Origin of the sequence: Sphingomonas aerolata (assembly GCF_003046295.1) — a bacterium.
Taxonomy (GTDB): Bacteria; Pseudomonadota; Alphaproteobacteria; order Sphingomonadales; family Sphingomonadaceae; genus Sphingomonas; species Sphingomonas aerolata.
Genome location: NZ_PZZN01000003.1, coordinates 928,815 through 941,994 on the forward strand (window position 1 = coordinate 928,815; position 13,180 = coordinate 941,994).

11 protein-coding genes are annotated in these 13,180 nt (G+C 63.0%); 7 read left to right on the forward strand and 4 right to left on the reverse strand.

Annotation, left to right across the window (positions count from 1 at the left end):
* Positions 1-2: 2 nt before the first annotated feature.
* The 4 genes from C8J24_RS16645 to C8J24_RS16660 all read right to left on the reverse strand — a co-directional run bounded on the left by C8J24_RS16645 (position 3) and on the right by C8J24_RS16660 (position 5,601).
* On the reverse strand, positions 3-1,688 hold the full coding sequence (locus C8J24_RS16645) for a GMC oxidoreductase (protein WP_107934118.1): 1,686 nt from the start codon (positions 1,686-1,688) through the stop codon (positions 3-5).
* Entirely contained in the window at positions 1,685-2,317 is a 633-nt protein-coding gene (locus tag C8J24_RS16650) for a gluconate 2-dehydrogenase subunit 3 family protein (RefSeq protein WP_031441472.1), read from the reverse strand. The genes C8J24_RS16645 and C8J24_RS16650 overlap by 4 nt, the downstream gene beginning before the upstream one ends.
* Before the next feature lie 11 nt (positions 2,318-2,328).
* A complete protein-coding gene (locus C8J24_RS16655; RefSeq protein WP_244180814.1) occupies positions 2,329-4,416 on the reverse strand; it encodes a TonB-dependent receptor in 2,088 nt (695 codons plus the stop codon).
* Between the two features lie 516 nt (positions 4,417-4,932).
* Positions 4,933-5,601, reverse strand: coding sequence for a TetR/AcrR family transcriptional regulator (locus tag C8J24_RS16660; protein WP_042467529.1), 669 nt, complete (start codon positions 5,599-5,601; stop codon positions 4,933-4,935).
* Positions 5,602-5,698: 97 nt separating this feature from the next.
* Here C8J24_RS16660 and C8J24_RS16665 point away from each other — a divergent pair, with 97 nt between their 5' ends.
* The 7 genes from C8J24_RS16665 to C8J24_RS16695 are packed head-to-tail and all read left to right on the forward strand — an operon-like array spanning position 5,699 to position 13,118.
* Positions 5,699-6,862 carry an LLM class flavin-dependent oxidoreductase gene (locus C8J24_RS16665; RefSeq protein ID WP_244180816.1) on the forward strand — a complete coding sequence of 388 codons (1,164 nt, stop codon included), beginning with the start codon at positions 5,699-5,701 and terminating at the stop codon, positions 6,860-6,862.
* Positions 6,859-7,425: an NADPH-dependent FMN reductase gene (locus C8J24_RS16670; RefSeq protein WP_107934124.1), complete on the forward strand. Its 567-nt coding sequence runs from the start codon at positions 6,859-6,861 to the stop codon at positions 7,423-7,425. The genes C8J24_RS16665 and C8J24_RS16670 overlap by 4 nt, the downstream gene beginning before the upstream one ends.
* Complete coding sequence (locus C8J24_RS16675; RefSeq protein WP_107934126.1) at positions 7,422-9,782, forward strand: beta-glucosidase; 2,361 nt, start codon at positions 7,422-7,424, stop codon at positions 9,780-9,782. Before C8J24_RS16670 ends, C8J24_RS16675 begins: the two co-directional genes overlap by 4 nt.
* 48 nt (positions 9,783-9,830) lie before the next feature.
* Entirely contained in the window at positions 9,831-10,733 is a 903-nt protein-coding gene (locus tag C8J24_RS16680; protein WP_107934128.1) for a VOC family protein, read from the forward strand.
* Entirely contained in the window at positions 10,712-11,176 is a 465-nt protein-coding gene (locus C8J24_RS16685; protein ID WP_244180820.1) for a nuclear transport factor 2 family protein, read from the forward strand. Before C8J24_RS16680 ends, C8J24_RS16685 begins: the two co-directional genes overlap by 22 nt.
* 11 nt (positions 11,177-11,187) lie before the next feature.
* The gene (locus C8J24_RS16690) at positions 11,188-12,342 is read left to right on the forward strand and encodes an alpha/beta hydrolase family protein (protein ID WP_107934130.1); all 1,155 of its coding nucleotides are present in this window, start codon (positions 11,188-11,190) and stop codon (positions 12,340-12,342) included.
* Positions 12,339-13,118, forward strand: coding sequence for a cyclase family protein (locus C8J24_RS16695; RefSeq protein WP_107934132.1), 780 nt, complete (start codon positions 12,339-12,341; stop codon positions 13,116-13,118). The genes C8J24_RS16690 and C8J24_RS16695 overlap by 4 nt, the downstream gene beginning before the upstream one ends.
* The last annotated feature ends 62 nt before the right edge of the window (positions 13,119-13,180 follow it).

Sequence of the window (13,180 nt, forward strand, 5' to 3'; positions counted from 1 at the left end):
GGCTAGATCGTGCCTTCTCGAAGCATCGATACCGCGTTGGCACAGGCGCGCGCCGTCAAGGCCATGTAGGTCAACGACGGGTTCTGGCAGGCGGACGAGCTCATTGCTGCGCCGTCCGTCACGAACAGGTTCGGTACGTCATGCGCACGGTTCCACTTGTCGAGGACGGACCGGGCCGGGTCGTTCCCCATCCGCGCGCCACCCATCTCGTGGATCGCCGACCCGCCCGCGCCTGGCTGATCGAAGCCGAGGAAAACATGACCGCCTGCAGCCTCGAGCATGACCTTGGCCTGGCCCTTGGCATCGGCAAGCGCGGCATGTTCGTTCGCGCCGTGTTCGAACGCGATGTTCAACACCGGGGCACCGTGCGGATCGGTCTTCACGCGGTCGAGGGTCAGGCGATTGCTGGCGCGTGGCAGGCTTTCGGCGAAGGTGACGAAGATCATCCGCCAGGGTCCCGGATGCCGCAACGACTCCTTGTAGTCCACGCCGAGCCCTGCCGCCCGTTTACCGGCCGTCCATGTGCTCTGCAGCGCGCCGCCCTGGAAGCTGTAGCCCCGCGTGAAGCCGGCACCGTCCTGTTGGTCCAGATTGCGGAACCGGGGCACCACGATCCCGGTCGGGCGGTTGCCGTAGCTGGTATGCGTTTCGAAACCCGGCATGGCCGCGATGCCCGACAGCGTGGTCGCGTGATCCATGATGTGCGTGCCGAGCACGCCCGAGCTGTTGGCGAGCCCATTGGGGAAGCGTTCGGAGGTCGACCGCAGCAGGATATGGTTCGAATTGAACGTGCCGGCATTGAGGAACACGAGGCGGGCCGTCGCCGTACCGCGTTTGCCGGTCTTGACGTCAAGATACCGCACGCCCGTCGCGCGTCCCGTTACCGGGTCGTGATCAACGCCCTCGACGACACTGTCGGTGATGACCGTCAGATTGCCGGTGGCCTTGGCGGCTGGCAACGTCGAACTCTGCGTCGAGAAATAGGCGCCGTAGGAACAGCCACGCGCGCAGATCGAGCGATACTGGCACTTCGACCGCCCTTCCTTCGCCTCGGTAAGATTGGCGGTTCGGCCGACTGTCAGCCGGCGGTCAGGAAACGTGTTCATGAACACGTCGCGGCAATGCTGCTCGACCGCGTTGAGCGCCATCGGCGGCTGGAAACGTCCGTCCGGCAGAACCGCCAGCCCTTCGGCCGCGCCGGATACGCCGATGAAGTCCTCGACTCGGTCGTACCAAGGCGCGAGATCGGCATAGCGGATCGGCCAGTCGAGGCCGTGCCCGTCGGCCTTGTTCGCGCCAAAATCATAGTCCGACCAGCGATAGCATTGTCGGCCCCACGTCAGCGACCGTCCGCCCATCTGGTACGACCGCCACCAGTTGAAGTCCTTGCCGGCGGGAACGGCGTAGGGATTCTCGCGGTCGTTGACGAAATGATGTTCGGTGAACTCGGTGAAATGCCGGTTCATCGATTGGACCGGATACTCCGCCCAATAGCGTTCGGCATCGCCCATCCCGCGGAACGGGAGTTCCCAGGGTGCCAGTGTCTCGGTTTTGTACCCGGTGCCGTGCTCGATATCGCGGCCACGCTCGATCATCAGGACCTTCAGCCCCGCCTGCGTCAGTTCCTTGGCCGACCAGCCACCGGTTATTCCTGACCCGACCACGATGGCGTCGAATTCCTGCATCATCCGAACTCCACCGCTGTCCAGTCGCTTGAAAAGGCCCGATCCGACGGCTTCAACGGCACGTCGGGATCCCAGCGTCCAGGAACCAGTTCATACTGGAGCTCCTTCGAACCGCCCGCTTCCGACGTGTAGTATCCCGTCAAGATCAGGTCCTTGATCTTGTGCCAGGGATCCTTGTCGTTGCCCGGCGCGAACGCGCGCGTGTCTATCGCCGTCAGCGCAGCGCGTTGGGCAGCGGGTGTCGCCTGGTTGAAATCGCCCCCCGCCTTGATCCGCAGCATGATCGCGAGATCGTCGAGCAGATATAATCCGCCCCGTGGCGTGGGTGCGGGACCACCACCCTGGATCGCGGCACCGGATGCGGGTTCACGCGTCCCGTCGAGCCCGTGATTAAGCGCCAAAACGACGAAGTCCCCAACGCCGACGTCGGACGCACCCGGCGTGTCCGTGCGCGGAATGACGAGATCGGAGACGGTGTCGATCATCCGGCGTTGGTCCTCGGTCGCCTCCCCCTTCTCGCCCTGACGGGCTTTGCCCCAGATCCACAGTGGTGTCCCGACGAGGGCGGCGAGCACGAGCCCGCCGCCGATCGCGGACCGCCTGTCGAATTCACCGAGCCCGTTGTCCGCCACGTAGCCGTTTCCTAGAACTTGATGGTCGCCTGCGCACCGTAGGTCCGCGGGGCGCCGAAGCTGAAGTTGTAGACGTTGATGCCGCCCCCGGTGAAGAAACCATAGCCAAGCGGCCGTTCGTTCTCGAGGTTGCGTACAAAGCCCTGGATCGAGAAGCGATCGCCGGGTGCCGAATATTCGAGGCTCAGATCGGTCTGCGTGTAGGCCTGCTGGCGTTCGGCTTCCCAGTTGAACGGCGTCAGGAAATACTGCGACTTGAACCGCGAGAAGCCGCTTGCGACCAGCTTGCCGTCGCCGATCGGGAAGGTGTGATCATAGCCGACGGCGATCGTGACCTTGGGTGCCTGGGGTGGCGTGTTGCCGGTCAGATCGATTGGGAAAGTGCCGTTCAGACCGGATACCGCACCCGGGAAGTCGGTGAACTTCGCATCGAGGTAATTGAACGTCAGATGCGCGCGATCGCGATCGGACAGGACGAACGTGCTGTCGGTTTCGATACCCCAGATCCGCGACTTGCCCGCGTTCAGCGTCCGGGCGCCCACAGACGTGTCGAGCAGCACCTGAACCTGCTGGTTGGTGTACTTGTAATAGAAGGCCGAGACATTGAACTCGACCGTCCGGTCCGCAAACCGGTTCTTCGACCCGATCTCATACGCCGTCAGCGTCTCTGGCGCATAGTCTCCGACATTGTCGAAGCCGCCACCCTTGTAGCCGGTCGAGACCTTTGCGTAGAGAAGGTTGTCACGCGCGGCCTTGAAGTCGACACCCGCGTTCCACGTGACTTTGCTCGAGTCCTGCCGCGGGAAGGTGGTGACGGCACCGGCCGATCCGTCAGCGGGCGGCGTCGGCCCGGAATTGAACTGGAAGCCGTAATTGTCATAGCGGGCCCGCTTCTGGTCGTCGGTGTAGCGAATGCCACCCGTCAGACTGAGCGTGTCGGGCAGCACCCAATACGTAGCCTGGCCGAATGCGGCCTTCGACGTCGAGTCGACATAAGGCCGATAGAAGAAGTTCAGGAAGCTGCCGTTCGCGCCGGCTTGCGGCAGGAACAGGCCGCGGGCGATATCCTGCGATTCCTTGTAGTAGAACCCGCCAGCCTGCCAGATGAAGGCGCCTTCCTTGCCGCCGGCAAGACGGATTTCATGGCTCTGCGTGTCGGAGTCGATCCGGTTGTTGTAATAGGTGAAGACGGCCGGCACGTACCCGTTCAGGGGCTGGCGAGAGCTGACGTTCACGTCGCGGTAGCCGCCGATATAGCTGAGCGTCGCAAAATCCAGATCCAGATCCGCGCGACCACGGACCGCATATTGTTTGGTCCGAAAGAAACCGACATCGGCCAGGGGATAGCTGTCGCGGTCGAACGTCGGCTTGAACTGCGACGGCACGATCGCACCGGACGGCAGCGTGACCAAGCCAGGCGAGGTCGCCGAGACCTGAACGCCGAATTGCGACGGCGCGCTCTGGTTCACGTCGACATATTCGCCGGCGAGGTAGAGTTTAAGGCGGTCGAACGGCTCGGCATAGATCGAGGCTCGAAGTGCGTCGGAGTTGCCCGTATCGCCCTTTCCGCCGGGGGCGTTGTTCGTATAGCCGTCATGATCAGAATGGAGGCCCGCGATGCGGACGGCCACCTTGTCACCAAGTGGCAGATTGACGGCAGCTTGCGCCGTCTTTGAATCATAGTTGCCGTAGCCGACCGTTGCGAAGCCGGAAACGTCACCCAGCAACGGCTTGGCGGCGATCACGTTCAGAGCGCCCGCCGTCGAGTTGCGACCGTACAGTGTTCCTTGCGGGCCACGCAGGATTTCGACCCGCTCGAGATCGAACAAGGCGGCATTCAACGCGACCGGGCGGTTGATGTACTCCCCGTCGATGTTGATCGTCAGTGCACCGTCTGCGGTTTCCGAGACATCCTGGCTTCCAACTCCGCGGATGCTGATGCGCGTGAACAGGGTTTCGGTCGTCAGGTTGAGGTCGGGTGCGAGGCGCGTAAGTCCGTTCAAATCGCCGACGCCGCTCTTGATGAGCTGATCCCCGTCGAACGCACGCATCGCGATCGGCGTATCCTGGATTCCAGTAGCGCGCTTCTGCGCAGTCACGATGATATCGCCTAACTGACCCGCATCGTCCTGCGCTGTGCCTGCCGTTGTCGCCGCGCCTTCCGTCGGTGTCGCTTCGATGGGAGCCGGGGGAGCTTCGGATGGTGGCGTTTGCTGAGCCTGCGCGGTCGCGGTCATCGCCAGCGTTGCGGCTCCGGCCAAAAGAACACGGATTACGGGTGCATTGCGCATTATGATCCTCTCCCTTCTCGATCGGCGGGTTTTTCCCCGCGCTGGTACGAATAAGAACTATGGTTCTAATAGATGCTTTGTTAGGGCTGTCAAGCAGTGGCATCAGGGCCGCAAGAGCCGGCGACATCAGATATTTACGTGGTCGACCAGCGCCATACCCGTAGTCGTGACGGCGAACTGGTTTTGGACGATGCCCGTCGTACGAATGACAAGTTTCTGCACGAGCGCCGGCAGCATCGGCGAACTGCTGCACGCCTTGGGGTCGCCCTTGTGGTCCAGGCAGTCGCGCCGGCGCTCCGGCGCGATTCTTAGCGTTCCCTGCGATCAGTCGGCTGAACGAAGATACGCAGACGCCATATGGCCGAGATCCTCTTTCAGGACCTTCCATTCCCCTTCCACCCCATTTCCAGGGGTAGCGCCGAAACCAAGCGCACGTGCAATCGCCGAATAGGCGATGCGATAAGCAGACGCGACGGCGCGTTCGGGATCGGGCCGCTTAATCTCGTCACGATGCGCCAGAAGCGCCGTGCAGACCAGGTTCTCCACCTCCATGTAGCTGCGTTTGCCGGCAGCCAGCACGATGGGATCCGATCCGGCACGCAGCATCATCGGGCGCATCAGATCGGCATGTTCGTGAAGACATTCGGCGATCCCATCGATGATCAAGGGAACGAGTGTCCTGAGATCATCGGCTTGCGACTCGGCACGGTCGACGACCTCGCGTTGCGCCTTGTCGACGGCGAGGAGCACACGGCCCTGCACCGCTCGGATCAGATCGTCCTTGCTGTCGAACCGGTTGTAGATCGAACCGATCGAAACTTTGCCAGCCTTGCTGACCTCGAGAAGCGTGAAATCATCGCTGCCGCGTTCGCGCAGCAGGTCTTCAGCCGCAGCGATCATCCGGTCGTACGACGCTCGGCTACGCCCCTGCTGCGGGACGCGCGAGGGCGTGGCGGCAAGCTCCATTTCTATCGTCATCGCTTTTGCAGGCATCGCGAACGTCCCCGTTGACACGCGGCGCAACAGGCCGCTATCACTCAATTCAGAATGACGGTTCTAGTTCTGAACCGCTACTAGTCAGTTACACTTTGTGACGGGCGAAAGGCAAATCGGCAGGGGACAAACCCGCCACTTCGGGAGAGATTTGATGCGATTTTCGGTTTTCTTGAATGCCCGCACCACGGCTGCGGACCAGGACCGTCAATTGATCCTCGATCTCGTCGATCACGCGAAGAAAGCCGAGGACCTTGGCTTCGACGCAATCTTTCTTCCCGACCATCACTTCACCGGCTACATGCCCGTCGCGAGCGACGCGATGATGTTCGCCGCTTATCTGGCCGGCCAGCTGAAGAAAGTGCATTTCGGCTTCTCGGTCACCTCGGTTCCGCTTCACAGTCCAGTCCGCTTTGCCGAACGCGTCAACATCCTGGATCAGTTGACGGAGGGCAGGCTTCTGGTTGGTGTGGGGTCCGGCACCACGCCCGAGGAGATGATCGGCTTCGGCGTGAACTACAAGGAAGCCTCGGCGATTGCGGAGGCCAACCTTGCCATCGCCGAGAAGCTCTGGGCCAAGCAGATTGACGACGCACCGATCGAATTCGAGAACGGACCCTATAAGGGCAAGGTGCTGCAGCGCATTGCGCCTGCGATGTACGGCAAACGTCACGCGCGGCTCATGCCCGTTGCCATGAAGGAGGCCAGCGCACGCCGTGCCGCGGAGCATGGCTGGCCGGCGTTCATTCCCGCGTTCACGCCGCCGAACATCGGCGGTACCGAGCCGCTCAAGCACGTCACCAAATACTTCACCGCTTATCGCGCCATGCTCGAGGCGGCCGGTCATGACGAGGCGATCGTCGCGGATGCCCTGTCCTGGACAACCCACACCTATCAATGCGTCCACATCGCCGAAAGCGACGACCAGGCACGCGAGGAACTGGAGATCATCCTGCGCGCCTACCAGGCTGCGGTCGATCGCGAGAAATATTATAACGACGCAGCCGAGCGCGATGCCGCGAACCATAAGACCGACGACACGCCAATGGCGCTTACCGAGGACTGGATCGCGACCTGGTGCCTGCACGGCAGTCCAAAGACGGTCGCCGACCATCTCGCCCCTTATGCAGAGCTCGGCATCGGCAACGTGCTATGCGGCACGACGACCGGGCCGCTCGATCCGCAGCGGCTCGAATGGGCGAACCGCACGCTCGACCTGTTGGCACGCGACGTCATGCCACAGTTCAAGTCCGCGCAATGATCGCGCCGTACATCGTCGGAATCGGGGGGACCACGCGGCCAGGATCATCCGGCGAACGGATGGTCAGAGCGGTTCTTGCCGCGACTGAGCGGAACGGGGCGACGACGCGCATGTTCGGTGGTGCAGAACTGTCTGCGCTCCCCCATTTCGCCCCTGAAGACGCCGAGCGCAGCGATGCCCAGCGCGAATTCGTCGAAGCCGTCCGCGCCGCCGACGGGATCGTGATCGGCTCGCCGGGCTATCATGGCGGCGTGTCGGGTCTGGTGAAGAACGCCATAGATCTCCTCGAGGATCTACGGGACGACCGCCGGGTCTATTTCGATGGCCGTGCCGTCGGGCTGGTCGTCACCGCAGCAGGCTGGCAGGCCTGCGGCGTCACGCTTCAGGCATTGCGCGGGATCGTGCATGCGATGCGCGGCTGGCCGACCCCGATCGGTATTGCGGTGAATACCTTCGAGCAGCAACCGTTCGCGCAGGACGGATCGCTCGCCGACGACGGCCTGCGACGTCAGGTCGCGATGCAGGCCGACCAGATCCTGTTGCTTGCCGGAGCTACGCGATGATCAACGACACGCTGCTATCGTTCACGGCGGGCCGCGACATGTGGTCGACCGTTGCCGCGAACGACGTCCCATCCGCCAAGATGGCCGACGGTCCGATGGGCATCGCGAGCGGCCGGGTCGACGAGCGCGACGTATCGATCCTGACTCCGAGCGGCATCGCACTGGCGGCAAGCTGGGACCGGGCACTCGCCGGCGTCGTCGGCGCGCTGGTCGGCGGCGAAGCGAAGCGCAAGGGCGTTGACATGGTGCTGGCGCCCAATCTCAATCTCGCTCGCTCGCCGAACGCCGGCCGGGTGTTCGAGATGTTCGGCGAAGATCCCCTGCTTGCCGGAACGCTCGGCGTCGCGTGGAGCAGGGGTTTGCAGAGCCGCCGTGTCGGCAGCATCGCCAAGCATCTGGTCTGCAACGACTCCGAAACGCAGCGCGATCGGTACGACGCGATCGTCGACGAGACGACGTTGCGCGAAATTTATCTGCTTCCGTTTGAAATGGTGGCCCGGGCTGGCTGTGCCGGCATCCTGACGGCCTATAACCGCGTCAACGGCGACTATTGCGCGCAGAACGCGCCCGTCCTGACCGACATCCTGCGCCACGAATGGCGCTACGGTGGTTTCACGGTAAGCGACTGGTTCGGTACGCATGCCGGCGCGGAGTCCCTGAACGCGGGGCTTGATCTCGAAATGCCTGGCCCCGCTCGGTTCATGGGCACGAAGCTGCGCGACGCAGCGGCTGATGGGACAGTTGGTGTCAACCGGGTCGAGGAAGCGGTCGACAGAATCCAGATCGCTGCCCGAACCTGGGCCGGCGGCGATGCAGGCGATGAGCCAGGGGATCGAGATACCATCCTGGCCCAGGCAGCCGCCGCTGGTTTCACGCTGCTGCGCAATGATGGCGACCTGTTGCCGGTTGCGCCGGGCAGCGTTCGCCAGTTGGCGGTCATCGGACCAAATGCGCTCGCCCCCTGCTTTCAGGGTGGCACGTTCGCCAAGATCGCGCTCCGCCCCGATGCGATCCTGCCGATCGAGGCGCTGCGCGCGCGGTTCGGCGTGGAGACGATCGTCTTCGCGCCCGGCTGCCCCCCCTCGCCGCGGCTGCCGGCGATGCCGGCGCTCCCTGCGCGCGATCTCGGCGATGGCTGCGACGTCGGCATGACCGTCGATTACTTCGGTGGCCATGATTTCTCTGCAAGCCTGCTCGGCAGTGAGACGCGGAACACCAATTCGCTGACCTGGTTTCACGGTATGCATGACCTCGGCGCGTTCGACCGCAACGGCGGTATCCGGGCCAGTGGGCGGATAATGCCGACGGTCACGGGCATGCACCGCCTGCACATCGGTGGCACCGGATCGGTACGACTGGTCGTTGATGGCCGGCAGGTGTTCGCTGCGGAACGCGAGATCCCGGCAAGCGACGTCATGGGCGCGCTGAAAAGCGGCGACAGCGACCATGTTGAAGTCCTGCTCGAAGCAGGGATACCTGTACTTATCGAAGCAGAGCTTCGGTACACGCCCGCACGTGCCCATGGATTATGGTTCGGGCTTGGGGTACCGAACGACGCGGCGACCTTGCTGGCCGAGGCGGAGGCAATCGCTCGGGGCGCCGACGCGGTGCTGCTGCTCGTCGGCGAGACCGCGGATGCCGGCGTTGAAAGCAAGGACCGCGATACCACTGCGATCCCCCTCGACCAGCAGGAACTCGCCGCGCGCGTGATCGCCGCCAACCCGCGAACGATCGTAGCGGTCAATGTCGGGCACGCCTTCGATACAAGGTTCGCCACCGACGCCGCGGCGTTGCTGGCGGTCTGGTATCCAGGCGAGGCGTTTGGGCCTGCGCTCGCCGCGGTCGTCGCAGGCGATCTCGAACCATCGGGGCGCTTGCCCGTCGCACTGGCGGCATCGGAGGACCAGTATCCCGCGTTACATGCGACCCCCGACGCCGACGACCGGCTGCCTTATGCCGAGGGCATCGGCATTGGCTACCGCGGGATGATCACGGCGGGCATCCGTCCAGCGTTCGCGTTTGGCGAAGGGCTTGGCTACGGCCGCTTCACCTACGTCGCCGCAACCGCGACTACCCGGTCCGATCACTGCGTCGATTTGGCCGTGACCGTGCGCAACGACGGTTCGCGCGACAGCGCCGCCGTCGTCCAGGCATATCGGGCCGACGGTCCTCTGGCCGGTTTCGCCAAACAGGTCGTCGCTGCGGGCAGCACGGTGGACATTCATCTCGTCGTCAATCCGATCGCGCTGCGGCGATGGAGCGGCAATCGATGGGTGTTCGCATCGGGTCCGACCACGCTGCGCATTGGCGGATCGTCGCTGGACCTTCCGCTGTCGGCAACCGTCGCGTTCGACTGACGATGAATTCACAATGCCGGCGCTGATCGGCAGGCAAGGAGAGTGGATATGGCACGCGTTTCAGAAGTTCGTTACGTCGGCTATGCAGTTCCAGACCTGGAAGCTGAACGGCGGTTCTACGCCGACGTTTGGGGTCTGACGGAGGTCGAAGCTGATGACCGCATGGTGTATTTCGCCGCCGCAGGTACGCCCGAGAAATATGTCGTACGTCTTCGTCGGGACGCGGTGCAACGGATCGACGTCATAGCATGGGCAGCGGAGACGCGCGCCGACGTCGATGCCCTTTTCGCGCAGGTCAACGATGCGGGGGGCAAGATCATCACCGAGCCTCACGAGCAGACGACCCTGGGTGGCGGCTATGGCTTCCGCTTCTTCGATCCTGATGGCCACACGCTGGAGGTCTCGGCGGAGGTCGAGCGCGGGGAGTCACGCGATCTGAAGCGCGGCGAGGCGATCCCGGTCAAGATCAGTCACATCGTCATGCATTCGCCCGACCACCGGGCGACCGTGGCGTGGTACGAGAAGGCACTCGGTTTCCGTGTCTCAGACTGGCTCGGCGACTTTATGTGCTTCATGCGCTGCAATGCGTGGCATCACCGTCTCGCCTTCCTACCAGGACCGCCGTGCCTCAACCACGTCGCCTATGACGTGCTGACGATCGACGACATGATGAAGGGCATCGCTCGCCTCAAAAAGAACGACGTCGACATCAAATGGGGACCGGGCCGCCATACCGCGGGTAACAACACATTCAGCTATTTCACGACGCCGGCGATGAACGTCGTCGAATACACGTCGGAGCTGGAAGAGGTCGACGACGATCATCACCAGCATACGGTTCATGTCCCCTCGCCGGACACGATGGACCAATGGGGTACGGGCGTTGGCGGTCCACAGACCATGCCCAAGCCCGCACCCGATGCAGGTCTATGGACACCAGCCGCGGCATGATCCGGGCCGGTATAGCCATGGCCGGCATCGCCCTGATCGCGATGCCGGTCGCGGCCCGTCGAGCCGACGAGACCGAACGAAATCGCGCGATCATGACGCGGTTCGCCGATATCCTGTACCGCGCGAAAGACGTGCGGCGAGCGTTCGACGACTTCGTGGTTCCGGACTACGTCCAGCACAATCCCGGCATCGCCGACGGTCGCGCATCGGCCATAACGTCGCTGGAGCCCTTGTTTTCGACGCCCGGCGCGACATTCGTCGTGAAACGGATCGTCGTTGATGGCGATCTGGCGATCATCCATTTGTTCGGTCGCGGCGATCCGAAGACGGCTGGCGGCGCCGTAGCGGATATCTATCGCCTCAAGGACGGTAAGATCGTCGAGCATTGGGATGTCATCCAGCCAATGCCGCAATCGTCCAAAAACCCCCACCCCATGTTCTGAGTATCTGCACCATGGCCATGTTCCAATATTTCCCCAATAATTACGTCTGGAACCTCTCGGTCGACATCGCGATCGAAAGCGGTGCGCGGATCGGCGAGATCGAGGAGATGTGCCGCCCTCTGCTGGAAGCGGCACAGTCGGGCGAGGACGCGGGTACCCCGCAGTTCATGCGCGAATGGGTCAAGATGGCCGACAAGCTGGTCGTTCTTGCCGCCGAGGACGAGGCATTGGGGCGGCACTTATCCGCCGGCACCAAACTCCAGCGGGCAAGCCTGTACTACATCACCGCCGAACGGATGCAGGGACAAGGCACGCCGGAGCGCAACGCCACGTTCGCAAAGGGTCAGGACAGTTTCCGGCGCGCCATGGCGCTGGGCAAGGAAAACGCGGAGCGCGTCGAGATCGCGATTCCGGGCGGCATGGTGCCGGGTGTGTTCACCCAGGCGCCGGGCAAGGCGCCCGTCGTCGTGTTCGTCAACGGACTCGATAGCTGCAAGGAGCTTCTCTACTGGACCGGCCTGCCTCAGGCCCTGCTGCGCCGTGGAATATCCACCTTGTGCATCGATCAGCCAGGGTCGGGTGAGGCGCTGCGCTCAGGCGGGCTGCACGCCACCCACGAAAGCGAGCGCTGGGCGACCCCTGTCGTCGACTGGCTGGAAAAGCTAGCCGGCGTCGATGCTACGCGGATCGGGCTCTCGGGCATCTCGCTCGGCGGGTATTTCGTACCAAGGGCGGTCGCCTTCGAACCACGGTTCGCTGCAGCGGCGGTTTGGGGCGCCAACCACGACTGGGCGGAAGTGCAGCAGAAGCGCCTGCGCCGCGAGGGCGAGAATCCCGTGCCGCACTACTGGAATCACGTCATGTGGGTGTTCGGTGCCAAGGACATGGCCGAGTTCCTCGACAAGGCTGCCGGCATGACGCTCGAGGGCATACTGGACCGGATCACGGTGCCGTTCCTGGTGACGCACGGCGACAATGACAGACAAATCGGCCGCGACTATGCGCACCGGACCTACGACCAGCTCGTCAACAGCCCCAAACGCGAACTCAAGTTCTTCACCGAACGCGAAGGCGGTGTCGAGCATGTCGGCGTCGATAATATGAGCTTCGGCCGCGACTTCATCGCCGACTGGCTCGCAGAAGCATTGGGAGGACATGTCGCATGACGCGGACGTTCATCGACCTGTCGATCACGCTCGATCCCGACGTGATAACGGATCCACCGTTCATGCGACCCTCGATCGCATATCAGACGCACGACCAAACCGTCGCTGAGCTTCAAACCTTCTTCCCAGGTGTCACTGCCGAACAAGTTCCCGGCGGGCTGGGGTTCGCTGCATCGGAGACGTTGACGCTGTCGACGCATAACGGAACGCATCTCGATGCACCGTGGCACTACCATCCGACGATGAACGGCGGCGAACGTGCGATCACGATTGATGAAGTGCCTCTGGAGTGGTGCTTCCAGCCGGGGGTCAAGCTCGACATGCGGCACTTCCCTGACGGTCATGTCGTGACGGCGGACGAGATGGCGGCAGCGCTCAACGCGGCCGGTCACACGCTTCGGCCATTGGATATCGTGCTGATCAATACGGCCGCTGGCGCGGCGCTCGGCCAAGTCGACTTTCTCGCGAAAGGATGTGGCATCGGCTACGAAGCTACGCTGTACCTGACCTCGCGCGGCGTTCGCGTGACGGGTACCGACGCATGGTCTTGGGACGCGCCGTTCGGCCACACCGCCAAGCGGATTGAGGAGACGGGCGACACCTCGCTGATCTGGGAGGGGCATAAGGCAGGCCGAGACATCGGCTATTGCCACATGGAAAAGCTCACTAACCTTGATCGCCTACCCTGCAACGGCTTCATGGTTTCCTGTTTTCCAGCAAAGATAAAGAATGGCTCCGCTGGCTGGACACGAGCGGTCGCTATCCTAAACGATTAAGATAGCCGCTTCAGGATTTTGACGCGCAATTTCAGCCAAACGTTTAGGTCCCACTCAAAAAT